This window comes from Paenibacillus sp. 1011MAR3C5 (assembly GCF_003591485.1).
Taxonomy (GTDB): domain Bacteria; phylum Bacillota; class Bacilli; order Paenibacillales; family Paenibacillaceae; genus Pristimantibacillus.
The window spans coordinates 1-26,005 of record NZ_QZCF01000004.1 but is presented as its reverse complement, the minus strand read 5'-3'; the positions used below and the strand labels follow the sequence as shown (position 1 = coordinate 26,005).

Genomic DNA, 26,005 nt, shown 5'->3' with positions numbered 1-26,005 from the left:
TACATTCGGAATTCAATATTTTTTAACGATGTGTCCTGTCCTTGCTTCCTGCAACCGTTTCAGATTAGCGATTTTTATGGAACAAAAAAGAGAGCTTCTAAGGCTCCCTACTGCATTAACCCTGAATAGGCCCATGAACTGGTTGTTCCTTATATGGCGGGTAATCCGGCGCTTACATTTGATTTTGCAATGGCATTGTCGATTGCATTAAGGTTCATCCACATACATGAGTCTGCGCTGAATTTGCATAAGCCCATTCACGACGTGCAGCGCGATCCACATAAACACAAGGCCAACGCCTACGTACAGGAAATATTGCTGATTATAAGTCCAATCAATTTGAAAATAACTGAATACACTGTCCTCCAAAATATCAAGCTGAATTTCTTTCATCAAAATGATATGCACGACTGGAAGAGCAATCAGTCCAAGCCCTAGGGAAAGCAAAGTGACCATTATCACAAAGAATAGAATGCCCGTTACAAATCTCAGTAATACGAGCAGCAGATTCCGAATGAATAGCCCACTGTCAAAACCTCGCACCATACTCATCAGCCAGTTCTGCCCAGCTTCAGGCTGTGGATTGTAGGCGTGCGAAGCAGTGGCAGTCGGTAAACCTAATATTTGTCGAAGCATGCTTTGTTCAAAGTTGACAATCCCATTCAAAATCTTGGCTACTCCAAAGAACAGAGGTATTCCAATAAATATTGGAGTTAAACCGATCGATAGAGCGAGCCCCGTTATCGCTACTGTAAAGTAAATAATCCCTAACGGGAGAGACAGCAATAAATAGAGGATCGATGCATAGGTTTTTGGATTAAAAAGCACCCCATTCGCTTTACCTGTCGGCATATTGGCATTCGCTTCAGTTGCATTCATATCAAACACTTCCTTTGGATTCATCGTTCACGCTCAAAGCTATAAATTCATTATAGCCGCCGTATTTGATTGACATAACCGTCTTTGGAAGTGTCAAAAACCCCGCCTTAAGTCTAGGTCCTAACGAATACCTTTCTCAATCGGATTCCCGAGAAGATGCTGCTCACCAGCAGTACGAATTCGCCAAACAGATAAGGCAAGTTGACATGAACTTCAAATAAAATACCTGCCAGCATCGGTCCAAATATCATACCGAGACTCGTATAAGCATTATTCATCCCTGCCACAAACCCTTGTTCAGATCCGGCCACTTTGGACAACAGCGTATTGATCGTGGGACGCAAAATATTAGTGAAGGTAAAGAAAAGCATCGTCACTGCCATGACATAATAAAATTGGCCTGAGAACAATAAGCATACCAGAGATACTGCCGACAACAACAACATAGCGCCAATAATCCGTTTTTCCCCGAATCGTCGTGTGATTCGCTCGGTCAATAATAGTTGATTCAATGTGCCGATGAGCGAACATACAGTCAGTAGTATTGCGATTTCACGCGTCGAGAATCCGTAGACCTGTACGACAAACAGCGGAAAAATCGCTTCAAAATGCGTCAAACCGAAGGTCATAGCGAACACAATGAGCAACAGGAAAAAGTAGCAAGAACGAACCGAAAGCACGATTTGCCGGAAAACATTCTCCTTCTTTTCCTTCACTTGCTGACGCATCTTGCGAATGTCCGCCGACAGCGATTCAGGCAATCCCCACAGACTGCAGATCATCGCCACAAGCCCTACACATGCGGATACATAGAATGGCGCCTTGATGCCCCATTCCGCAAGCAGTCCGCCGACCCCTGGTCCAATAATAAACCCGGATGTCATCGACGCGCCTAACCATGACATGGACTTGCTGCGCTGATCAGCCGTAGTAATGTCGGCAATATACGCAATAATAGACGGGATTAAGGCTGCTGAGCCTACTCCGCCAATCAATCGGGATACAAATAATAATGTGAGATCGTTTGCTAATGCTGCGAGCAGGTTGGAGAGTGCAAACAGGATCAAACCTATCATAATCATCGGTTTACGGCCGTATCGATCTGACAAATTGCCTGCAAGGGGTGAGAATAGAAACTGGGTCAGGCCGAAGCAAGCAACCAAATAGCCCGCAGCCTGTCCGCTTGCCGAAAACATCTCGAGAAGCTCCGGCACGATCGGAATAACAAGACCCATACTTAAATTAGCGAGGAACATATTCAACAACAGTAATGGGAACGCTGACTTCTTTAACATAAAGGACCACCTATACGAATTGAATAAATAACATGCAGAGACAACTGACTGCCAGTCCCCTCTCTAGCTGCATTTGTATATGTTAGCATGCCGCCTTCGACAATCCTAATATGAAAAACATTTGCGGACTTCATATTTTTGATATATATGAAGAATGTCTCTGTACGAAAAAAAGAACGCCCCTGGCATTGAAGGGACGTTCTCTGGTACTAATCCACCCATATTCTATGTATGCTCGGTTCATCCTCTAAGAAGGAAAGCTGATATACATCAGGATTAGACAGTCTCTCCCACTCTTTGAACCCGATGCGATGATCGAAGTGCTTGAGAAGAAGCGATATCAGATTGCCATGTGAAACAACTACAATATTGCTGTTCTTGCTATCCAAAACTTCCTTGACCACACTAATGGCACGGCCCATAGCCGTGTTGCTGGATTCCCCGCCCTCATAACATAAGTCCAGATCCTCGTAAGTCTGAAGAAGCATATTACGCCACTCGGGATGGTTTTGAGCTGACAAAACCCGCTCTGACAATCTTTCCTCCAAAACGATTTCAACACCAAGCTTATCGGCCAGAGGCGTTATCGTACGGTAAGCCCTGCTAAAAGGACTCGAAATGATGTAATCGATATTTTTGCCCGAAAGAAATTGAGCAAGTCTTCCCGCTTGCTGAGCTCCAGCAGCGGTTAACGGAGCATCAGGGGCTTGCCCTTCCGCCTGGCAATGCCGTACAATATAAATGTTTTTCATCCACACGGCCTCCTTATAAGCCAATATTGCTTTTCAGCCCCTTGTAGCTTCCTGCCTCAGGAAACCCGTTCTTAACAAGTTTCTTGAACTTTTCAGTAAAGCCGTAGGCAACAAGGTCGTGAATCGGTACCATAGCTACATCGCGAATGGGATTAAGATCAAATTCATTCGAGGGTAGCCTCAGCTCCCCTCCGACCCTCCGTACCTGGAACGTAATATGCAGAAGAGACGGATCAGCATCCGGTTTGTCGCATAGATATAACAAGTTGGACACTCTTGTCACTAAACCTGTCTCCTCTTCGATCTCTCTAACAACAGCCACCTCCAGTGTCTCACCTTGCTCTACTCTGCCCCCCGGCAATGACCATGCCCGCTCAGATGACACCTTTTGCTTCACCAATAATATCAATAATATCTGGTCATCTTCAACCAAAATACCCGTTACTCTCACCTGCAATAGATAGCTCATTGAATAAGGCCTCCTGTTTAGAAATTGAAGAACTCTAACACATTCAAACCATTTAACCTCACACAAAGAGCTTAGTGAAACTTAATCCGCTGCCAACTTGGAATAAATGCTAATATCTTTGAGCATTCCTTTTATTTTCTCGTACTGTCTTAAGGTGCCCTCGTACGTAAAATTCAGCTTTTGCAGCACTTTTATGGAATTGACGTTTTCAGGCTCTACTTTAGCTTCAATTCGATTCAGCATCAACGTCGTAAAGGCATACTCCAGCAGCTCGCCAATTGCCTCTGTTGCGTAGCCTCTTCCCCAGTAAGCTTTGGCAAGATCGTATCCAATCTCTGCCTTGGCATGCTCCATATCAAGAAAATTATAACCGCCAGATCCAATGATCTGACCGGACTCCTTCTCAATAATAGTGAAACGAATCGCTTGGTCATCTTCGGAGAGATTATTAAGGAATTGAATCATTTCTTTTGCCTGAGCTTCATCCGTAAATTGATCGATATTCATGAACCGGGTGACATCCGGATCAGACCAAATTTCAAATAAACTAGCCGAATCCGAAACCTCCATTTTACGCAAATATAGCCGTTCTGTATGTAGTACTGAGCTCAATGTTTGGCCTCCATTATCATTTATGTTAATTAACTTTATCCTTATTTATAATTCTATGAATGGAGCAGCAAGCTGCATCCTATTTTCAATTAAGCTTAGCCTGGCGTTAAAATCATATTATATACTAGAATGATGTAGTTTCAATCATGCAAATTCATTACCCTACGACCATAAATATCCTTGCCAACAAAATGCGCCTCAATATGAAAAAACCAAAACAATCACCTCTCCTACTTAGAGAGAGCCCGTTTTGGTTTGCGTTTCATTTATGCTCTTTCCTCACGGCCAATCATAGCCGCCTCCTTGATGATTACAGCGCCCAAGCCGCTGTATTCCTTTACGCATGCCCTTCAGTGCACCATATTGGGATACCGCTAGAATCATATACTCCGAGCAGGAAGGCTCGAATCTGCAACGGTTGCGTATGTAGTCAGGTGCGAAGTGCTGATACAGGCGTACGATACAAAGGGTAATTCTCTTTAGACGTACCATACAATAGCCTAACGTGAACATCGCTGCAATAAGCATGGCCCCCCAAAGAGCAGCCCCCCAATACCTTGTCACGTAAAACAGACCCGCAGCTAATACTAACATCACTATGATTTGGAGGAGCAGCGATCCCCACTGGATTGCAGGTCTCACAAGCGTCCGCTCATAATTGACGCTTCTTGGATCACTCGCGTCCCCCTCCGGGAAGAGAGATTGAATGAGCAAGCTCTTATCTGGAACTTCCCCATAGAGGACCTTCGTTTCTTTGAGTTCCGATTGCTGAATTCGTTCATTATGCATCTGTATTTTCTCCATAAGTAATCTCAAACAGCAGCTTTAACTATATTAATCTTCTCTATGAATCTAGGCAGCCTACTCTTGGACAAAAATGAGCATGTAGAAGTTCATAGGGGTGGGTTGCTGAAAACAGCCCGGCTTCTCTGTTACGGTAATCGTTTCCATAGAATGATATTCCCAGCCTTGCTGAGCTTCTCGATTAATGATGTCAGCAAAAAGATTGAATGCCGCCTGAGAATCCCCTTTTCCAACCTGTACGTTTTTAGGACCAGCTACCGCTTTATACCTCTTCATTTTAAAAACCTCCATTATCATCTGATCTATGTGTGAAATGACTTAAAACTGTTATCAATGTGCGAAGCCATTATGTAGATGTGATATAGGTCGATAGTTGGAGGTAAATCGAACCATCTATACATGATTTTACATTGAATTATCATTATTTCAAGCAAAATCATAAAACTGTTGTCGATTATCCCAAGAATAAGACGCCGCTTCCTAGTGCAACTGTTTTTTGGAGACCAGGCTGCTGTCCTGCGCTCCAACTCGTTCAAGCTATTCGCTTATCTACTTCATTGGACAGTTATTGACAGAAATTATTAAATAGTGCTACTCTAGTTTCATTCCAATTGGTATTGATTATCATTATTAGTTACATCACTAAATTATTGGGGGAAACAAAATGAAAAGGCTCTTACAGGTTAGTATTGTATTAATATCTATCCTGCTTATCACGGCAGCTTGTGGTTCGAAAAATTCGGATAACACCAACAATGCCGTTGTCCCGGATCATACCAGCAATGCTGGTCCTATCACGATTAAACATGGAAAAGGCGAGACAAAGCTTGATAAGCCTGCAGTACGAGTCGTCGCCTTAGAGTGGATTTATTCAGAGGAATTAATTGCACTAGGGATTCAGCCTGTAGGAAATGCGGATAATGCGGAATATTCGATTTGGGTAACAGATGAAGCGGCACTCGCAGATAGCGTGACCGATGTCGGCTTGCGTTGGGAGCCCAATCTGGAGACGATCGCGTCACTGAAGCCTGATCTGATTATCTCGAATACAGACAATAACGATGCGATCTACAAGCAGCTTAATGCTATTGCGCCCACGATTGAATTTGATCCCTACCCGAACGAAGGAGATGCCTATACAGGAATGGTCAACGATTTCAAAACCATTGCTGCAGCAGTAGGCAAATCGGAAGAAGCAGATCAAGTGCTTGCAGATCTTGACGAGCATTATGCAGCGGCTAAGAAAAAACTTGCAGCAGCCGGCAAGGACAAATTCAATTATGTCATTTCCCAAGCATTCAGTAGCCAAAATTCGATAACGTTGAGAATGTTTACGGATACCTCGACAGTCGTTCAAACGCTCGATCGTATCGGTTTAACCAGCGACTGGAAATCGGAGAAATTTGAGAAGTATGGTTTTACAGATACCACCTTTGAGGCCCTGCCAGCAGTGAGCGATTCCAATTTCATCTACATTGTTCAGGAAAACGATAATGTATTCGGCGACTCGGTGAAGGATAATACGGTTTGGAACGGATTGAATTTCGTAAAAGAAAACCGGACTTATGGCATCGGCGGAGACACATGGACCTTCGGCGGCCCCCTCTCCTCCAAAGTATTAGTTGACCGTGTTGTAGAAGCTATAACCAAATGAGAGCGGTTCGTTTATTCGGGGGTGGCGCAGCCACCCTCTTCATACTGTTAATAGCGAGTCTTTGCTTCGGAGAAGCACAGATCTCTTTCAAGGTCGTTCTAGAAGCCCTGTTCCATCGTCAGGATATACTCTCACATAATGTGATATGGGATATGCGCATGCCGCGTGCGATACTGGGATTGTTCTCAGGCGCAGGGCTTGCAGTCGCTGGGGGCTTGCTGCAGACCGTTACGAAAAACCCGCTAGCTTCCACAGATACACTTGGTATTAATGCAGGCGCTTATTTTATGGTTGTATTAGGAACGATCTATTTTCCTTCCCTGTTACACCAGGCGCCCTTTCTCTTTGCTGCCGCTGGCGGAGGCCTAGCTGCGATGTGTGCTTATGCCCTTGGAGGCGGTCGATCTACAAGTCCAATCCGACTAGCACTTTCCGGTATGATCGTAGCTATGGTGATCGGTTCATTTACAAGCGCTCTACATATATTCCATGCTACAGAAACACAGTCACTATTTTTGTGGGGCTCAGGCTCACTCTCCCAGATCGACTGGAAAGGTGTTGCCTATGCCTGGCCTGGAGTCAGTGCTGTTATTATCATTGCTTTTGTGATGAGCAAGCAATTCGATGTATTGAACTTGGATCACTCTACGGCAACTTCCTTAGGCCAGAAGGTTGATCTCACTCGCTTCGCCGGATTGGCGCTTGCGGTGCTTGTTGCTTCAGTCGTAGTCAGTGTGGTCGGACCTATCGGATTTGTTGGTCTCGTCGCTCCGCACTTGGTTCGTCTAAGCGGTTTGCGTAAGCATATTTGGTTTATTCCCGCCACTGCTTTATGGGGAGCCATATTACTCACCATGGCTGATGTTCTTACGCGTATGATTCGCAGCAGCATAGGTGAGCTGCCTGTAGGTGCGATGATGGCGATCATCGGGGCACCATGTTTAATCTGGCTCATACTTAGGAGAATGAAAGGCATCTCAGGTTCCCTTTCGAGCTCATCCATGTCTATTGGCAGAAGCCGTATGCAGCTTCAATTCCCGCTTATCGCGTTCAGCATGCTTTTCTTCGTTGTCTCATTCATCCTGATCAGCATGACAATGGGCGGCACACGTATTCCGCTAAGTCAGTTATTCATGAGCTTGATTGGATCTGACAAAGCAGAGGCTTATTCCTTCCTCTTGCAATTACGATTGCCTCGTACCCTTGTCGCCGCAGGCGCTGGAATAGCCCTGAGCGTAAGCGGAGTTCTTATTCAAGCTTCTGTTCGTAATCCATTAGCCGATTCTTCTATCCTGGGGGTGACCTCGGGGGCAGGTTTCGGAGCAATGCTTGTACTTATTGCCTGGCCGCAAGTATCGATCGTATTTCTTCCGATCGCTGCTATGGGTGGAGCCATCATGGCTGCAGCCGTCATATTCCTATTCGCATGGCGAAAGTCGCTCAATCCTTCCGTCCTTATTCTTCTGGGTATCGCGGTTTCTGCGATCGGCTCCGCGGGTATTCAAGCCTTAATCGTTCTTGGGCCATTATGGGGAAGTAGTAGCTACATATGGTTGACTGGCTCTACTTACAGCCGCACGTGGGATCAATTCATTATAATCTGTATATTCCTTGTCCTTCTTCTTCCCGTTGCATGGTGGCTTGGTCGCAGGTTTGATGTTCTCGCATTCTCTGATGATAGCGCTACAGGTTTCGGTTTATCGGTGCGTAAAACACGACTCGCTGCCATGACTGTAGGGGTGCTTCTTTCTGCCGGTGCTGTCGCCGTTGTAGGGACGGTTGGATTTCTCGGTTTAATCGTCCCTCATATGGTTCGAAGCCTAATCGGACATAACACTCGGCAATCCATTATATTATCGAGTTTACTGGGGGCTCTCCTTCTTGTATTAGCCGACGCCATCGGTCGAACAATACTTGCCCCGGTCGAAATTCCATCCGGTCTATTCATTACATTGATTGGTGCACCTTATTTTCTATACTTAATGTTTCGGTCACATACCAAGAAGCTATAGGCCCTCAGCTAGTGAAGGTTCATCCCTTTGCTAGCTGTTATTATAAATGCACTGACTCCTCACCAAAATTCAAACCCTCAGCCAACCACGAAAACCCCTTGCAGCATAATAAGACTCTGCCCCATTGTGGTACACAAAGACAGTATCGTAGCGACGGTCGCAAAAGATTGCCCCGCCAAGCTTTCTTATAGGGGCAGGCGTGATGACCCAGCTCGAGGATTTTGCATCATAATTCCCAAGCTCCTGCAGCTTTCGATATTGTTCCTCCGTTAACAGCTCGATGCCCATTTCAGAAGCCATCTCCACAGCACTGTTTACCGGCTTATGTTCTTTCCTCGACTCCAGCGCGGCATGGTCATAGCACAGGCTTCTGCGGCCTTTTGGGCTTTCTGCCGAACAATCATAGAAGACATATTCGCCCGTCTTCGCATCTTGATAAACGACATCCGGCTCCCCGCCCGTTCTCTCCATCTCATGTAGTGACCACAGCTTCCCGGCGTTTGCCTCAAGCTTAGCTTGTACATTCGCCCATACTAGACTCTCATGCCGGTTCATGTTTTTCTCGAATCGGGCTTTCATTGCTTTGAACAATGCTTCGCGCTGTTCGGCTGACAATTCTGGTGCAATTTCATTTTTATTGGCCATGGTAATGACTCCCTTCGAATTGACCTGCAAAAGATTCGTTGTTACAATGTCCCCATCAACAAGAAAAGGATGAGGACGATGATTCGTCGTTTGAAACGGTTAAAGAATGTCGCCATTGCAGTTAGCTTCTAAGTAAAAGAATTACATTTACTTGGAAGCGAGGAATAACTATGACAGAGCATCGGTTTAACCACTGGTCGGAAATCAAATACCTGAAGGATATGGTCACCAATCCAATGATTGAAGTAGGGGAATACTCCTACTACTCTGGTTATTATGATCAGCATGATTTTGAAGATGGATGCGTGAGATACCTTTGGGGAGACGAAAAATCAAGAAAGTTATTTAATCCCGCAGAAGACTTTGGTTGGGTTTTAGATAAATTAATTATAGGAAATTACGTATGCATTGCAAGTGGCGTTATTATTCTAATGGGTGGCAATCACAATCATCGTTCGGATTGGATTACGGTTTATCCGTTTGCGGAACAGATTGCAGGCTCGTACGAACCGAAAGGTGATACCATCATTGAAAGTGATGCCTGGATTGGCATGAACGCCATGATTATGCCCGGTGTGAGAATAGGCGAAGGCGCCATTGTGGCGGCGGGATCGGTTGTTGTAAAAGATGTCCCACCCTATACAATAGTAGGCGGCAATCCTGCCAAAGAGATAAAGAAACGCTTCACAGACCAAGAAATCGACATGTTAAAGGAAATGCGTTGGTACGATTGGGAACGGAAAGATATTGAACGAGCCACTCCTATTTTATCAAGTTCTTCTATTCATCAATTGTATGACTTTTATCAAAGGGAACTAAAACCTTATAGTAAATATCGATGAATATAGATTCAACTCACAGGAACGCTAGTTAGTCGGATCGTTTTGTTGTAAGCTTATCGGTCAATCATTCGTATAAGGTGGTCATCCCCCACAGCAGTGCTTAGCGCCATCCTTTTATTGCTCGCGGATCTGGCCAGACGAATATAAGAGGGCACTTTGAAATGCCCTCTTATCACCATTATTTCTCTACGTATGTCTTTGCAAGTGCGACCATATCGGCCTTTTTCAGATCTCCGCTTATTTCTAAAGTAATGACGTTAAGATCAGCCGTTCTATAGCTTACTAATAAGAAATTCTCTCCATATTCGCCCTCAAACATAGCCAGTATATCATCTGTAATCTCAACATATTCCCATGAAGCTCCATAGTTTATTTCCAGCGTCTTGCTGGGATCTCGCAAAGAATCCGTCATATGCCCATTTAGATATTGTCTTACCACAATATCTGATTGTTTCCACTGAAAGAAATCGTAAAATCCGCCCACAACCCATTCATCTACTGTCTTCACGCGATAATTGGGATCCTTCAGTACGGCACCAAACGATTTCACAAGTGTAAATTTGCTATCTTGCGGTCTCAATAGAGGGTATGAAAATTGCTTCGCTGCTTCATCTACGGATAACGTCTCCCAAACATCTGACATTTTAAACAAAAACGCCTCAAGCTTCTCCTTATAGGAGATATCACTCTTCTCCGCAGGCTGGGACGCACTCTCGCCATAATCACTTATATTAATTTGTATTCCATTCCAATTGGTTTTGAGGAGAGCAGCAGCGCTTACCGATGCAGTAGAAATCAATAATACAACACACACCGCAGTCCAGATGGGGCTGATCCTGAACCGCTGCTGTTTTTGAACACGCTGATTGCCATGGAAGGAATGTACCTTTTGCATCACTTTACCGGCTATCTCGGCATCGAGTATCTTGGTCTCTTTCATGTTGTGAATTAATCGATCAATATTCAAATCGCTGTTCATATCGGGTACCCTAAAAAAGACCTCTTGCGCCGCGTCCTCGGCTTCCTGCCGATTGCCAAGCATGAAGTAACAAAATGAAAATATCTTTTTCTCAAAATGACGAACAATCATCTCAAATGCATGAACATCGCCGTGCAGAACCTGATCAATGTGTTTCTTCAAATCCATGATTGTGAACCTCCTTTCTCTTTTCATTTTCTTGCCGCTTACCCTGTATAACTATCCAAGTTGGCCCCATGTGACCGCATGGCAAAATTTTTGTTCATTTCACACCCTTCTCTTATATTACAGTTAAATACAAAAGAGTTCAGGTACATTCCCCTGAACTCTCTTTATAGTATTGCTACTATGGCACATCCATACAACTAGTTGATTCAAGCCTGTCACATCTCATTTTCGAACCATTCCTTCATAAGGCTAGAGAATTTCTGCATACTCTAGCAAACGAACGATAATTGCAGCAACCTGCTCTCTCGTCACTTGATCTTCTACAGACAGCTTTCCATTGTTGCCCATAATAATCCCTTCTCGTACGGTGAAGGCAATATCTTTTCTGGACCAGTTGCTAAGCTGCTCTTGATCGCTGTATCCTCCCAGGATACTGTCAACTTCAGAGTCGGATAATCTACTTTTAAAATCAAGATAGTCTAGCACTCTCGCTACAATGACCATCGTTTCTTCTCTAGTAATCTGCTGAGATGGTCGATAAGTACCGTCCGGGTAACCATTCATAAAGCCAAGCTTCGCCACCGCTGCTATAGCATCTGAATACCATGCCCCTGCAGCAACATCGGTATAATTCACGCTGCCGGAGATGTTTACTAGCCCAAGAGCCTTGCTAATGATACTAGCAAATTCAGCTCTTGTGATAGCGCGCGTAGGTTCAAAGGATGTTTCATTCACACCATTAAGAATAAGCTTGGAAGCCAATGTATCTATGGCTGCAACTGACCAGCCAGAAACGTCTGTAAATCCAGGCTTCTTGCGAATCAGCGTATAAGTGCCTGATCCGTAGTTGATTACATGAACCTGATAGCTTTGGTCCTTTATTGCGATTGTTGCTAAAACCGGGCTTTGCACGCCATTAGGCAGAAGCTTCAACAAAGCAGTTGGCAATTCTCCCGCACCAGTTGAACTTAGCACGATTGCACCAAGCCCTTGCAGCTGCAACGGATTAGCTCCTTCACTATGCGCCGATAGCTCAATTGTAATCGGAGCTCCGATTAATTGATAAGTGCCTTTTTTCGCTTGCTCCTGTGCGTTAGCCAGTACTTCTCCAGATTCATGCTTTATGCTCATTACAAAACGGCTGTGATTTGCCGCTAGCATTTGTTTTAAATCCTGATTGCTCCATTTATATTGTAAGCCTGGTGTTGTAAATAGCAGACTATTGCCGTTTGCAGCAAGCTTATCTAGCGCTTTATCGGAGATTATGAGCTTGGCATCTGAATATGCCCCAGTTAAGCTCAATTCAACAGTCTGATTTTCATGCGATTTGTTTAACTGCGTAAGCTGCTCCTCTGTTAAATGAACCTCAATAGAGCTTCCCTGCTCATTGACCTGGCCTGCAACCGCCATTTCAGTTCCATGTTCACCAAGCCTCAGCATAACTTGCGTTGGCGCTGGTGCTGGCGTTTCGGCAGAAGGGATGCTCACTGTGTACTTGATGGTTATTGTAGCGATATCCGAATAGTCTGTACCGTCAAACACCCGATAAGTAAATGCATACGTACCATTTTGATTTCGATCCAGTGTAAATGTAAATGTTCCTGTGTTAGCATCCATCACTGCCTGCCCCTTTGCTGGAGCATCCACAATATGATAGGTTAATGTATCTCCTTCTATATCCTTGGCAACAACTGTTCCTTCTGCCGGGCTAAAATTCGTTTTGATCAATTCCAAATCTTCAGCTTCTGGAGCATCATTTACCGCTGCAACCTGAATAGTGAGAACTGCATTCGAAGCTGCTGCAACACCATCTGCACTGGCATTCCACTCAAGCTGCTCCGTTCCAAACCAATTTAATTGAGGCACATAGATAACTTTGGCAAGCTGTTCGGCTGTAAGCACTGCACCAGCTTCAATCTCTTTATTCTCCAGTATGAGTAAGCCATGCTCCGGCATTGAAACTAGCGTATAGGCGTCCGGCTTCACGCTATCGTCATTCGTATATGTGAAATCTGACAGTGCCAATGGATACGGAGTATCTTCTATCGCATTTACCGTATTACTATTCAGTTTAGGAATAGAGCGATAAACCATAGTGGCACTTGCAATGTCTGATACATTGCCCGCTTCATCTATCATGCGTACATAGACCTGCTTTGTACCAAATCCACTGCTTACCGTCCACTCTTTATGTTGAGCATAGCTCTCCGCAGGCAGCCAGCTAATACCGTCATGAGACAATTCCATGACAAGCTTAGGCGTGTCCAGCTCTCGTCCTGGGTCAGATGCATCAATCGTTAAATCTACAATATTACTGAACGTAATTGCTGCTCCATCTTCAACCGCAATAGATACAATCGGCTTTACTGTATCCACATATATAGAGCTAGATGCCATATATTCATTTCCAGCGGCATCAATAAACTTTACATAAACCGTTTTTTTGCCATTGCCTTCTACAAGCCATTGCTTTGAATTCGTATAGGCTTCAAGCGCCGACCATGTTGCTCCATCCGATGAGAACTGAATTCCAGCCAATTCACTGGAATCAGGAGTTGTTAATGTCAGCTCAAGCTTAAGTGAATTTGAGAAATCATCGTTATTGTTAATGACTAGCTGCCCTGTTGGCGCTACCGTGTCCAGTATAATGCTTGCCTGAGCTGCGCCGGTATTGCCCGCTCGGTCAATGAATCGGACATAGACGGTTTTGCTGCCATCGCCTGTTGGCAGTGTGTAGTTTATGCTTGGACTGTACGCTTGTTCATCTGACCATGTCACATTGTCATTAGAAAATTGTACGCTGACAACATCCGTCACCCCTGCTCCTAGTGTAAAGCCAAGTGTTACCTTTGCAGCTGTTGTATAAGCAGCTCCGCCATTTATTGCAACTGTTCCCGTTGGCGCCACCGTGTCTAAAGTAATGGTTGACGAATATACAGGCGATACATTGCCTGCATCATCCATAAGCTCAACCGTAATTTTTTTCTCTCCATCTGTGTTTCCAACGTCTATGATGAAGCTATTCGTATAAGCGATCGTTGTTGGCGTCGATCCATTAATGGTGTATCTCATATTTACAATATCCGCTACTCCTGTTGCTGGCGTCACTTCAACGGTAACATTCGCATCATTCGTATACGGTTTACTCTCATTCACCACGACGTTGCCTGTTGGAGCAACTCGATCCAGGGTAACGGTTGCCGTTAATACGGTTGTGTTTCCTGCCAGGTCTGACAAGCGAACCTGCAAGGTTTTCACGCCATCTTTCTCCGTATCTTGCAACGTGTACGTCTGCACGCTATTGCTGTAAGCTACTCGAGCCTTGTAAGGCTGACCAGCCTCGCCCAGCTCCATAAAGTTGGCATCGCTGCTTGTAACCGTAAGGGTCACGCTTGTATCATTCGTGAGGACAGGTGATGTGATGGTTAGCGTGCCTGTTGGCGCTGTTGTATCCAACGTAATGCTGTCTTGAGCTGCGCTTGTATTGCCTGCACGGTCTATGAATCGGACATAGACGGTTTTGCTGCCGTCACCTGCCGGCAATGTGTAGCTCATGCTTGGGCTGTACGCTTGTTCACTTGACCATGTCACATTGTCATTCGAGAACTGGACGCTCATTACATCGTTTACACCTGTTCCTAACGTGAAGTTAAGTGTCACATCAGCAGCAGTTGTATAAGCAGCTCCTCCATTAATCGCGACTGTTCCCGTCGGCGCCACTGTGTCTAATGTAATAGTTGAAGTGTATACAGGCGATACATTGCCTGCACCATCAATAAGTTCAACTGTTATCTTTTTCTCTTCATTTGTGCTTCCAACGTCTACGATAAAGCTATTCGTATAAGCGATCGTTGTTGGCGTCGATCCATTGATAGTGTATCTCATACTAACAATATCCGTTACACCCGTTGCTGGCGTCACTTCAACTGTGACATCCGCATCATTCGTATACGGCTTACCGTCGTTCACCACTATGGTGCCTTTTGGCGCAACTCGATCCAGGGTAACCGTTACATTTAATACGGTTGTGTTCCCTGCCAAGTCCGACAAGCGAACCTGCAAGGTTTTTACGCCATCATCCTGCGTATCCTGAAGCGTGTATGTCTGCGCGCTATTGCTGTAAGCTATTTTCGCTCCGTAAGGCTGACCAGCCTCGCCCAGCTCCATAAAGTTGGCATCGCTGCTTTTAACCGTAAGGGTCACGCTTGTATCATTCGTGAGGACAGGCGACGTGAGGGTTAGGGTACCTGTTGGCGCTACCGTGTCCAGTGTAATGCTAGCCTGTGCTGTGCCTGTATTGCCCGCTCGGTCGATGAATCGGACATAGACTGTTTTGCTGCCGTCGCCTGCTGAGAGTGTATAGTTCATACTTTCGCTGTATGCCGCTTCAGATGACCATGTAAGATTGTCATTCGAGAACTGTACACTCGTGACATCCTCAACGCCTGCTCCTAGAGTGTAATCAAGCGTGACCACTTGCTCCGTTGTATACATTGCGCCACTATTAATGGCAACCGTTCCTGTTGGCGCTACCGTATCCAGCGTCACCATGGCGCTATATATGGGAGATATATGTCCTACTCCATCAATAAGCTCTACCGTAATGGCTTTTGCTCCATTCGTGCTTCCTACATCAATCGTAAAGTTATTCGTATAAGCAATAGTCGTTGGCACTGATCCATTGATTGTATAGCGAATGCTCACAATATCTGTTACTCCTGTGGCTGGCGTCACATCAACGTATACATTGGCATTATTCGTATAAGCTCTGCCATCATTCACAACAACTGTCCCTGTTGGCGCTGTTGTGTCCAATAGTATACTATCTTGAATAACCGTTATATTACCGGCTCGATCAATCAAACGTATATATACCGTTTTATTTCCATCTCCTGCTGGCAACATATAGGTTCTGCTTGTACTAAAAGCTTCGATACTTGACCAAGAACTATTGTTATCTGAATATTGTACGCCAACCACATCGGTCACACCGCTGCCTAAAGTTAGATTCAGTGTAACTTCACGATCCGTTGTATATGAGTTGCCATTATTAATGACAACAGAACCTGTTGGCGCTACCGTATCGAGTGTAACGGTTACTTGGTATTCCTGAGATTCATTTCCTGCTCCATCAACGAGCTTGAAGGCCAATACCTTATCTCCGTTAACGGTTCCTATGCCTAGCATAAAGCTTGGCACATAAGGCATCGTCGTATATGGATTTCCATTAACCGAATATCGTATATGAGTAATATCATTTACTCCCGCATCTGGCGTCACGGAAACCGATACACCAGCAGAATTCGTATACGGTTGACCTTGATTTACAACCACTGTCCCTGACGGGGGGGTCTTGTCTATTCTAAATTGTACCGTTTCTGATTGGCTTCCATGCGTAACAGTAAGCGTATAAGAGCCTTCAGCAGTTACAGGTGTACCGTTTGTAAAGGGATTTCCATTCAGTGTTGCCGTACCCATGTTAAATAGGGGCGTCACATTTGTATGGTATAGACCACCATTGACAACACCTGTTATTTCAATGCTAATTTTTTCCGCATAGGTAACAATTAAATAGGGTCGAATGCTAGTGATAACATGACTTTCCTCTGTTTGAATATAATGATCTAGAAATGAAATATTAGCATCTTGTGCTTCTTCAGCTGAAAAGCCTGAGAGGATAAATGTAGCTCTTGGCGTGGATTTAAGAACTTCTTGTGTAATATAGCTCGTAAAATCAATAGGACCAAGAGTTGGCTTGCTCACCGGATCATTGACTGCTACAGGAACAGATTGTGTAGAGCCAGGAATAGCCGCTGGTAATGTAAGAGAAGTCACACGGTCTTGAGTCCATTCATGACTTGTACTTGCTGAAGCTTTTAATGTGAAGGGAACTCCAGCACTCAGACTGCCTCCAGTTACAGGAAAGTAGAGATTTGCACTTTGAATCTCATACCCAGCGGGGATCGCTGGCAAATCATATTTGAGCAGGGTTTGAACTTCAAGAGGTGCTCCAAAGGTTCCTTGATAACCTACATCAAGATAGCCCAAACCGCCATCTTCATACATAAACTTTCCTGCACCAATTCCTTCGTAAACGATTGTTGTGTCCTCTGTTGCATAAATAGGTGTCGTGACTATATTTGCAGACACAACATCTTGATTATTAAAAGTAAAGATGAGTCCAATACTAGCAACTAAAAGTACGATGGCAACAAGCTTCTTTTTCACCCATTACACTTCCTTCCACACTGGTTACTATTAAAATATTTAAGATAGTTAATTAAGTTCATAATAACATTTTTATCCTGTTTAAAGCAGTTTTCAAACTCATTCTCCGAACTATGCTCCTCCTTATCTCGATACCCGTTAACTCCTCCATCAGATAGTATAGTTCGAATGACTAGAGGTTGTAGTCCAACTAAAGTTGTACATTTTTAAAAAAAGGAATGGACGGATCAAATCAAGTTATAATCCCTGTCTCAACTTTTGTTAGATTTGTCACTTGTGTCTAAGGTTCCTTGAACACACAATTCCAGGATGTTACATTTAGATCATGCAGTATAGTCACTACTAAATAGGGGAGGAAGACTGACAACATGGGAATGCGCGGGTATTACTTTGCTATGGCTGACAACCTGGTGCAGCAAATCGCTGCAGGCGACCTTGCATTGAAGAGTTTGAAAATAGACAACTATCCCGGTCTGGACATTGATAGATCCTGGGAGGCGATTCACTACTTGCTTTGTGGAAATATTGCCGATGGTGAGCCCCCTCTTGGCTATGTGGTTCCGCTGACATCGGACAAAGGCATCGAATTCGGCTCGTTCGGGGCGTTTTCCTTGCGCGCCGAGCAAGTTGCAGCAGCGCTGCAGGCTATGTCTGAGCTGGATGAAGCGCAGCTCCGCTTGCGGTATGATTTCCCCATCATGCTCAAGGAAGAAGTATACCCTCTTGAGCAGGGCGTGGTTTCAGACGAGGATGCGGACGCATTCTTTGCTTACATCCTGCAGCATTTTAATGAAATACGGCGTTTCTTCAGCCAAGCTGCAGCGGAGGGCAAAGGTCTCATCTTCTATATTTTCTAATTCGCCTATGCTGAGCACACAATGCAAATGAGACTTGAATGCACAGGAGACCTGGAATCTCAATGGATTCCAGGTCTCTTTTTGAGCCTTGCTATTAAATCAGATCGGATTTCCGAAGCAGCCGCTGGATAACCGTCGCAACCTCAGCTCTAGTGATATAAGCTTTCGGTGCGAGCTGCGTGTCGCTTCTTCCCATAATAATGCCTGCTTGAATGTTATCCGCGACGCTGCTCTTCGCCCAATCGGACAAAGCGGATGCGTCTGCGAATGGATGTAGCAGCGATTCAGCCGATTGCTCCGAAAGTTTGGCGTTTAGACCGGTAATCTTCATCGCCTTGACGACAATGACCATTGCCTGTTCCCGCGTAATCTTGTCGTTCGGGCGGAACGTACCGTCCCCGAAACCGTCAATCAACCCGTATGCGAATGCCGTACTAATCGCGCTATTATACCAATCCGTCCCCTTGACATCCTGGAAAGGAGCGGCTTCTTTGCTCGGTTTCAACCCCAATCCGCGGACGATAATCGCCGCAAATTCAGCACGAGTAATGTCGCGATTTGGACTGAACTTGCCATTGCCAGTGCCACTTACTACCATGCGGGAGCCCATATCGTTGGCCGCATCTTTCGCCCAATGCTTCTCCACATCGCTGAATTCGAGAGGGTGCCACACGACCGAGTATGTGCTGTTGGTCAAGCTATTGATGACGGCGAAATACCTGCCATCGATAATTGTGATCTTGGTCGGCACATGGCGGGAAGTGCCATCCGGATCGACGACGACACCAGTCGTAATCTTGTTCGGATCGAGGCCGTCCGGAATTGCAATAGCACGTTCAACATAAACGCTGAAGGTTGAAATTTCTACTGTCTTGTCGCCATAGGTACCCTTGACGATAAAGTCCATCGCTGGCATTACAGGCGTAAAGCTTCCGTTCGTTGCCGATTGCCCGACGACCTTCGCCATATCGGCCGGTGTTGAGCCAAATTGAAGCTCTACCTTGATGTCCTGCAGCGAAACATTCGTTCCGAATTGCTTCGATAACTCATTCATGTTGATTTGAACGGAAGGCACGGTGTATATTGCACGATCAGTTTTTACAACAAGAGTAGCTTGCAGGTCTTCCATTTCTTGAATCAAATGGCCATTAAGCTCTGCTACAACTACATCGGAATTGGTTTTCACCGGAACCGTCACGACCGCACCAAAACCCTCAGTCGCAAGTTTTTCCTCAATCTTTTTTTGATCAACGATGATGATCATCGCCGATTGACCGTTCATTGTAGTCGTTATTGCAGTGCCTGCGTTTTCGGCTTTACCATTAACTAAAACAATGACGCTGGATTCAGATTCGCTTGAATCTGTGGATTCAGAAGGATCCTGTGGCGGCATCGGAGTTGAGCCTCCATTCCTAACGGTTACAACTATCGTCTTCGTATCCGTCGCTCCGCTAACATCGATCCACGCCGTACCGTCCCATGTTTGCTTTTGGAACGTCGCTGTTACCGTATAGTTTCCGGCGGCCGAGGGCCTGTAAGCAGCCGTGTAGTTGCCGGTATTGTCCTTCGTGAACGTACCCGTCTTGCCGCTTTCTATCGAGCTCCAGCCTACCGGCACGTAACGCTCGTCACCGACAAATGCTCCGTCCACCGATTGCCGATCGCCCGCAGCCGTCAGTGTGACCTTTCCGCCCGACGTTACACTGCCCGAGCTTGCGCTGACACTGTTGTTACCAGCATTCGCTTCCGTTGGTTCCGTCGGTTCCGGTACGGCTGTTACCGTCACCGTTGTGGTCTTTGTATCCGTCGCTCCGCTCACATCGCTCCACACCGTACCGTCCCACGTTTGCTTCTGGAATGTCGCCGTTACCGTATGGCTTCCAACGGCCGAAGGCTTATATGCAGCCGTGTAGTTTCCATTATTGTCCTTCGTGAACGTACCCGTCTTGCCGCTCTCTGTCGAGCTCCAGCCTACCGGTACGTAACGCTCGTCACCGACAAAGGCGCCATCCGCCGATTGCCGATCGCCCGAAGCCGTCATCGTAACCGCTGTGCCCGACGTTACGCTGCCAGGGCTTGCGCTGACACTATTGTTGTCGGCTTTCGCTTCCGTCGGTTCTGTCGGTTCTGGTGCGGCTGTTACTGTTACTGTTGTCGCTTTCGTATCCGTCGCTCCAGCGACCGCCACCCACGCCGTACCATTCCACGTTTCCTTCTGGAATATCGCGGTTACCGTATGGCTTCCAGTGGCCGAAGGCTTGTAAGCAGCTGTGTAGTTGCCGTTATTGTCCTTCGTGAACGTCCCCATCTTGCCGCTCTCTGTCGAGCTCCAGCTTACCGGTACATAACGCTCGTCACCAACCAATGCGCCGTCCGCCGTTTGGCGGTCGCCATCAGCCGTCAGCGTGACCTTTCCGCCCGCTGTTACGCTGCTTGGGCTTGCACTGACACTGTTGTTGTCGGCTTTCGCTTCCGTTGGTTCTGTCGGTTCCGGTGCGGCCGTGACCGTCACCGTTGTCGTCTTCGTATCTGACTCCCCGCTTACATCACTCCACACTGTACCATTCCACGTTTGCTTCTGGAACGTCGCCGTTACCGTATGGCTTCCTGCAGCCGAAGGCGTATAAGCTGCCGTGTACTTGCCGTTATTGTCCTTCGTAAACGTACCCGTCTTGCCGCTCTCTGTCGAGCTCCAGCTTACCGGTACATAACGCTCGTCGCCGACAATTGTGCCGTCCGCCGATTGCAGATCGCCCGTAGCTGTCAGCGTGACCTTTCCGCCCGACGTTACACTACTCGGGCTTGCACTAACACTGTTGTTGTCAGCAGTTGCTTCCGTTGGTTTCGTCGGTTCCGGTGCAGCCGTGACCGTCACCGTTGCCGTCTTCGTATCCGCCGCTTCGCTAACATCGCCCCACGCCGTACCATTCCACGTTTGCTTCTGGAACGTCGCCGTGACCGTATAGCTTCCAGTTGCCGAAGGCGTATAAGCAGCGGTGTACTCGCCGTTATTGTCCTTCGTGAACGTTCCCGTCTTGCCGCTCTCTGTCGAGCTCCAGCTTACCGGTACGTAACGCTGGTCACCAACCAATGTGCCGTCCGCCGATTGACGGTCGCCTGCCGCTGTCAGCGTGACCTCTTTGCCAGTCGTTACGCTGCTTGGGCTTGCGCTGACACTGTTGTTGTCAGCAGTCGCTTCCGTTGGTTTCGTCGGTTCTGGTGCGGCCGTTACCGTCACCGTTGCCGTCTTCGTATCCGTCGCTTCAGCAACCGCTACCCAGTCCGTACCATCCCAGCTTTGCTTCTGGAATAGCGCCGTGATTGTATAGCTTCCAGCTGCCGAAGTCATATAGTCGGATGTGTAGTTGCCATTATTGTCCTTCGTGAACGTACCCATTTTGCCGCTCTCTGTCGAGCTCCAGCTTACTGGCAAATAGCGTTCATAACCGGCAAATGCGCCGTCCGACGATTGCCGATCGCCTACAGCCGTCAGTGTAACCGTTGCGCCCGACGTCACACTGCTTGGGTTCGCGCTGACACTGTTGTTGCCGGCGTTCGCTTCCGGCGCTTCTGGTGCAGCCGTAACCGTCACAGTGGTCGTCTTCGTATCCGTCGCTCCGTTAACATCGCTCCACGCCGACCCGTCCCACGTTTGCATCTGGAAGGTCGCCGTGACCGTATAAGTGCCCGCAGACGCAGGCGTATAATCGGAAGTGTAAATTGCATTGCCGTCCTTGGCGAACACTCCCGCCTTGCCGCTCTCCGTTGAGCTCCAGCTTACCGGAACATAACGCTCGTCACCCGCCAATACGCCGTCAGCCGATTGGCGGTCGCCTTCAGCCGTCAGCGTGACCTCCGTGCCCGCCGTTACGCTGCTCGGATTCGCGCTGACACTGTTGTTGCCGGCGCTGGCTTCCGTCGGTTCCGTCGGGACCGTTGCCGTCACCGTTGTCGTTTTTGTATCCTTTCCGTTTTCGTACCATACGCCGTCAAAAAGCATATACTTTTGGAAAGTTGCTGTTACAAGATAACTGCCTGCAGCCGAAGGCGTATAGGCAGACGTGTAGTTGCCGTTGCTGTCCTCAGTGAATGCTCCTGACTTCCCGTTCTCCTCAGATGTCCAGCTAATCGGCACATACCGTTCATCTTGGGTGTTCCCGGTGGTTGCTTCTTGGCGGTCGCCTTTGGCCGTAAGCGTCACTGACCCTCCTAACGAAACTTCGCTCGGACTGGCTGTCAAGCTGTTATTGTCAGGGTTTGCGAGTTTTGCCGGAGGCCGGGTGACTGTCACAGCCGGGAGGGGCAACGTCGTCAAGGAATCTTCAAATTGATCGTTCCAACGACCGTCGTACCATCTTTGCAGCATAAATTTAACATTTATTTCAAAGTACCCTGGATTTCCGGGAGTATACTGGGCGGTGTAGCTGCCATCTTCGCCAAGTATGAAGGAGCCTGTCTTTCCGCCACCTTCAGTTGACGACCATGTCTTTGGTAAATAGCGTGTGTCCCCTTGATAGTACGTACTGCCCGGAGGCCCGTCTCCTTCCGCTGTCAGAGTGACCGTCTCGCCTACGTTAATAGACGTCGAGCTCAGAGTAAGCTTATTCTTGAACTTGTCTGCATTGTAAGACTGAACAGTCACACTCAGTGACTTAGAAGGACTGCGACCATTCGAGCGTGGTTGCCATTCTTTCAAATATCCATTGTACTCCAATTCCTTAAACATAACCGTCACAGTGAAAGTTCCGCTGATTGAAGGTGTGTACACAGAAGTGTACCTGTTGTCGCTACCCAAGACGAATGAACCCTCCGGATTACCATATTCAGACGATTTCCATTTATCCGGAATAAATTTCTGATCAAGATGTGAAATTCCTTCTGCGAGTTGACGGTCCCCTTCAGCCACTAACGTGAAAGATGAGCCGCTGTTTATTGTCGTTGAAGGCTCGGCCTCGGCTTTGACATTTACTACATTTGCCAAAGTCGGCCAATCTGATACCAAAAAATGGGTCGTCCTCCTATCAACATCGCCGGTATCCACCCAGTCGCTGCCGTCCCATTCTTGCTTTTTGAAGTAATAGTTCAAATCAAACAATCCCAAGGTAGTACCTACGGTAAACCATAATATCTGACGGTTATCTTTGTTTGACATGCCGCCATTATTATCGGTCTCCCAATAATCAAAGACATATCTCTCATCTCCGATAACTTCCGGATCACTGTCTTCTCTATCTCCAATTACATTTCCATTCCCTATCCGCAGATTACCATTAGGGGGATATGACTGTCCTGAAAAGTCCTGATACTTATTGCCGCTGGGATCCGCCAAGATCGGCGCCACCGCAGCCATTGCCCTTTGCCCGCCAAAATCAGGCAAAAGCATAGCCAAAACGAGAAATCCCGCCAAAAATCCTTTTAAAACTCTTATCCTCTTTCGAGTCATCTTCTAGTCTCCTTCGCAGCATAATGTGAACTCGAACTGCCGTCTCTTCTACCTCTATCATTGGGATTCGATCCTCAATTGATAGGCAACGGCATCATTGTACAACACGGGAATAAACATAGAATAAACAAAAGTGTCCTTAGTCCTATATGGGATACGTCTAATGCCCTGCTTCAATGTCGATATCTGACAAAAGAAGAGCCCCTGGCGGTTCGAGGCTCTTCTACATTGTTTTCTCAGGAATTGGACTATTCTGATGGAAAGGGTAAGGCAAATGGACGACAAACGGTTGACAGCCCAGTCAGCGATGGAACGTCTGCAACCGTTCATTGGCAAGTGGAATACGGAAGGCACGATCCAAGCTGCGAATGGAACGGTCATGAAGTTGGATGCCATCGATACTATTAGGTAGGTCCATAGCCAATTAACAGGCACTTTCACATCACCTTTTAAGGTGTTCACCATTCTCGTTTGCGGTGGCTGAATAAAAAGCATTTGCTAGAAAAAGAGGCTGTCCGAAAAGTGGACAACCTCTCTCTCATTCCTATTATGAAGCAAGCACGGAATAACCTCTTTTATCTTTCAAGTAAATAGTTTACAAATGAAGTGCACGGTACATAAATGCTACAAATTGCGCACGAGTAACTGGTTCTTCAGGTTTGTAATACCCATCCTCACCGAGCGTTAAGCCGTGAGACTCCAAAGCAGCGATATATGGAGAAGCCCAATGTGTGTGAGGTACATCTTGGAAAATACTCTTTCCGCCTATTGGCAAATTGAAGGCAATGACAAGAATCTTGGCCATTTGTGCTCGCGTAAGCTGCTGATCTGGATAAAAGTATCCATTCGTTCCTTCGAAAATGCCTGCTTGTGAAGCCTTCGAGATAGCCTCATCGTACGGACTATCGTTTGAGACATCATTAAAGCTGTTTGACGGGCGGTTTGGCGATAATTCCAATGCTCTTGTGAGCATTACCGCAACATGCGCTCTAATAAGCGGAGCATTCGGTTTAAACTCTCCGTCCGGGTATCCTATTATAATACAACGACCAGCAATGTCTCTTATCGCGTTCTCCGCCCAATGAGCAGATATATCTGTGAATCTTGTAGGACATACATTTTGTACAGGTTCTTCTTCCGGTATGGGTTCCGGTTCCGGTTCCGGTTCTGGTTCTATAATGGGTTCTGGCGTTTCAACATAAACAGTTTTTGACCATTTGGCATACAGCGTCATATCGGCTGTAACGACATCTGTTTTGAAATTCCAGCCCAATGTGAAGTCCTCATCTTTGAACCAACCTGCAAAAGTATATCCTGACTTTTTGGGATTTGCAGGTATAACTGCACCTTCTTCAAATGCAATTCGTTGATCAATGATTTCCGTTCCTCCAGTTGTTTCGAAGCGAACGGTATAGATTTCTTTATCCCATCCAGCATAAAGAGTGATCTCTTCTGTAACGACATCCGTGGCAAACACCCAAAGTGTTGTTAATTTCTCATCTTTATACCAGTTAACAAAGGTATGACCTGCTTTGCTTGGGTTTGTCGGCGATGCGATCTTGCCGTCGTAGGCTATCGTTTGAGCAGCTACCGCTGAGCCGCCATTCGACTGAAAACTTACCTTATAAGTATTGGCTGTCCATTTCGCATACAGTGTCAAGTTTTCTTTAACCAAACCGGTACCAAAATTCCAGGCCGTTGTTAAACCGGAATTCGTATACCAACCCGCGAAGGTATGACCTGCTTTGCTTGGATTGGTCGGCGATGCGACCTTGCCGTCGTAGGCTATCGTTTGAACAGCTATCGCCGAGCCGCCGTTCGACTGGAAGCTTACCGTATACGTTTCGACTGTCCATTTTGCATACAGCGTCATATTTCCTTTAACCAGACCTGTACCAAAGTTCCAAGCCGTCGTTAAACCGGAATTCGTATACCAGCCCCCGAAGGTATGACCTGCTTTGCTTGGGTTTGTCGGCGATACGATCTTGCCATCGTAGGCTATCGTTTGAGCAGCTACCGCTGATCCGCCATTCGACTGAAAACTTACCTTATAAGTATTGGCTGTCCATTTCGCATACAGTGTCAAGTTTTCTTTAACCAAACCGGTACCAAAGTTCCAAGCCGTCGTTAAACCGGAATTCGTATACCAGCCTGCGAAGGTATGACCTGCTTTGCTTGGGTTTGCCGGCGATGCGACCTTGTCATCGTAGGCTATCGTTTGAGCAGCTACCGCCGAGCCGCCGTTCGACAGGAAGCTTACTGTATAGGTATTGGCCGTCCACTTCGCATACAATGTCATATCTCCTTTAACCAAATCGGCACCAAAATTCCACACCGTTGTTAAACCGGAATTCGTATACCAGCCT

General features: G+C 46.5%; 17 protein-coding genes. 5 read left to right on the top strand and 12 right to left on the bottom strand.

Annotated features, from left to right (window positions below; translation table 11 throughout):
* Nucleotides 1–207: 207 nt before the first annotated feature.
* The 7 genes from D3P07_RS13895 to D3P07_RS13865 all read right to left on the bottom strand — a co-directional run bounded on the left by D3P07_RS13895 (nucleotide 208) and on the right by D3P07_RS13865 (nucleotide 5,087).
* Nucleotides 208–879 carry a sensor domain-containing protein gene (locus D3P07_RS13895; protein ID WP_119800846.1) on the bottom strand — a complete coding sequence of 224 codons (672 nt, stop codon included), beginning with the start codon at nucleotides 877–879 and terminating at the stop codon, nucleotides 208–210.
* Between the two features lie 113 nt (nucleotides 880–992).
* Nucleotides 993–2,174 carry an MFS transporter gene (locus D3P07_RS13890; protein ID WP_119800845.1) on the bottom strand — a complete coding sequence of 394 codons (1,182 nt, stop codon included), beginning with the start codon at nucleotides 2,172–2,174 and terminating at the stop codon, nucleotides 993–995.
* Nucleotides 2,175–2,383: 209 nt separating this feature from the next.
* Nucleotides 2,384–2,926: a histidine phosphatase family protein gene (locus D3P07_RS13885; RefSeq protein ID WP_119800844.1), complete on the bottom strand. Its 543-nt coding sequence runs from the start codon at nucleotides 2,924–2,926 to the stop codon at nucleotides 2,384–2,386.
* 13 nt (nucleotides 2,927–2,939) lie between these two features.
* A complete protein-coding gene (locus D3P07_RS13880; RefSeq protein ID WP_119800843.1) occupies nucleotides 2,940–3,395 on the bottom strand; it encodes an NUDIX hydrolase in 456 nt (151 codons plus the stop codon).
* Between the two features lie 81 nt (nucleotides 3,396–3,476).
* Nucleotides 3,477–4,007 carry a GNAT family N-acetyltransferase gene (locus tag D3P07_RS13875; protein ID WP_119800842.1) on the bottom strand — a complete coding sequence of 177 codons (531 nt, stop codon included), beginning with the start codon at nucleotides 4,005–4,007 and terminating at the stop codon, nucleotides 3,477–3,479.
* A gap of 279 nt (nucleotides 4,008–4,286) precedes the next feature.
* Nucleotides 4,287–4,796 carry a membrane protein insertion efficiency factor YidD gene (gene yidD, locus D3P07_RS27305; protein WP_220482023.1) on the bottom strand — a complete coding sequence of 170 codons (510 nt, stop codon included), beginning with the start codon at nucleotides 4,794–4,796 and terminating at the stop codon, nucleotides 4,287–4,289.
* Between the two features lie 72 nt (nucleotides 4,797–4,868).
* Nucleotides 4,869–5,087 (bottom strand): DUF4177 domain-containing protein, encoded by a 219-nt coding sequence (locus D3P07_RS13865; protein ID WP_182914323.1) that lies wholly within the window; start codon nucleotides 5,085–5,087, stop codon nucleotides 4,869–4,871.
* A 388-nt stretch (nucleotides 5,088–5,475) separates the two neighbouring features.
* On the opposite strand from D3P07_RS13865, the gene D3P07_RS13860 reads away from it, so the two are divergent.
* Together D3P07_RS13860 and D3P07_RS13855 are read left to right on the top strand one after the other, a co-directional pair.
* Entirely contained in the window at nucleotides 5,476–6,465 is a 990-nt protein-coding gene (locus D3P07_RS13860; RefSeq protein ID WP_119800840.1) for an ABC transporter substrate-binding protein, read from the top strand.
* Nucleotides 6,462–8,477, top strand: a complete 2,016-nt coding sequence (locus tag D3P07_RS13855) for an iron ABC transporter permease (RefSeq protein WP_119800839.1) — start codon at nucleotides 6,462–6,464, stop codon at nucleotides 8,475–8,477. Before D3P07_RS13860 ends, D3P07_RS13855 begins: the two co-directional genes overlap by 4 nt.
* A 69-nt stretch (nucleotides 8,478–8,546) precedes the next feature.
* On the opposite strand, the gene D3P07_RS13850 is transcribed toward D3P07_RS13855, so the two are convergent.
* On the bottom strand, nucleotides 8,547–9,122 hold the full coding sequence (locus D3P07_RS13850; protein ID WP_119800838.1) for a DUF4256 domain-containing protein: 576 nt from the start codon (nucleotides 9,120–9,122) through the stop codon (nucleotides 8,547–8,549).
* Nucleotides 9,123–9,292: 170 nt separating this feature from the next.
* Here D3P07_RS13850 and D3P07_RS13845 point away from each other — a divergent pair, with 170 nt between their 5' ends.
* Entirely contained in the window at nucleotides 9,293–9,964 is a 672-nt protein-coding gene (locus D3P07_RS13845) for a CatB-related O-acetyltransferase (RefSeq protein ID WP_119800837.1), read from the top strand.
* A 178-nt stretch (nucleotides 9,965–10,142) separates the two neighbouring features.
* Here D3P07_RS13845 and D3P07_RS13840 read toward each other — a convergent pair whose 3' ends face one another.
* Together D3P07_RS13840 and D3P07_RS13835 are read right to left on the bottom strand one after the other, a co-directional pair.
* Complete coding sequence (locus tag D3P07_RS13840; RefSeq protein ID WP_182914322.1) at nucleotides 10,143–11,111, bottom strand: sigma factor; 969 nt, start codon at nucleotides 11,109–11,111, stop codon at nucleotides 10,143–10,145.
* Nucleotides 11,112–11,360: 249 nt separating this feature from the next.
* On the bottom strand, nucleotides 11,361–17,339 hold the full coding sequence (locus D3P07_RS13835; protein ID WP_119800835.1) for an S-layer homology domain-containing protein: 5,979 nt from the start codon (nucleotides 17,337–17,339) through the stop codon (nucleotides 11,361–11,363).
* A 368-nt stretch (nucleotides 17,340–17,707) separates the two neighbouring features.
* Between D3P07_RS13835 and D3P07_RS13830 the strand changes: the two genes are divergently transcribed.
* Nucleotides 17,708–18,196, top strand: a complete 489-nt coding sequence (locus tag D3P07_RS13830; RefSeq protein ID WP_119800834.1) for a YfbM family protein — start codon at nucleotides 17,708–17,710, stop codon at nucleotides 18,194–18,196.
* 94 nt (nucleotides 18,197–18,290) lie between these two features.
* On the opposite strand, the gene D3P07_RS27575 is transcribed toward D3P07_RS13830, so the two are convergent.
* Nucleotides 18,291–23,639 carry an S-layer homology domain-containing protein gene (locus D3P07_RS27575; protein WP_259391501.1) on the bottom strand — a complete coding sequence of 1,783 codons (5,349 nt, stop codon included), beginning with the start codon at nucleotides 23,637–23,639 and terminating at the stop codon, nucleotides 18,291–18,293.
* Nucleotides 23,640–23,913: 274 nt separating this feature from the next.
* Here D3P07_RS27575 and D3P07_RS27050 point away from each other — a divergent pair, with 274 nt between their 5' ends.
* Nucleotides 23,914–24,051 carry a hypothetical protein gene (locus D3P07_RS27050; protein WP_182914321.1) on the top strand — a complete coding sequence of 46 codons (138 nt, stop codon included), beginning with the start codon at nucleotides 23,914–23,916 and terminating at the stop codon, nucleotides 24,049–24,051.
* A gap of 183 nt (nucleotides 24,052–24,234) precedes the next feature.
* Here the strand turns inward: D3P07_RS27050 and D3P07_RS13820 are convergent.
* Nucleotides 24,235–26,005: InlB B-repeat-containing protein (locus D3P07_RS13820; RefSeq protein ID WP_182914320.1), on the bottom strand; the 1,771-nt coding region annotated here is incomplete at its 5' end.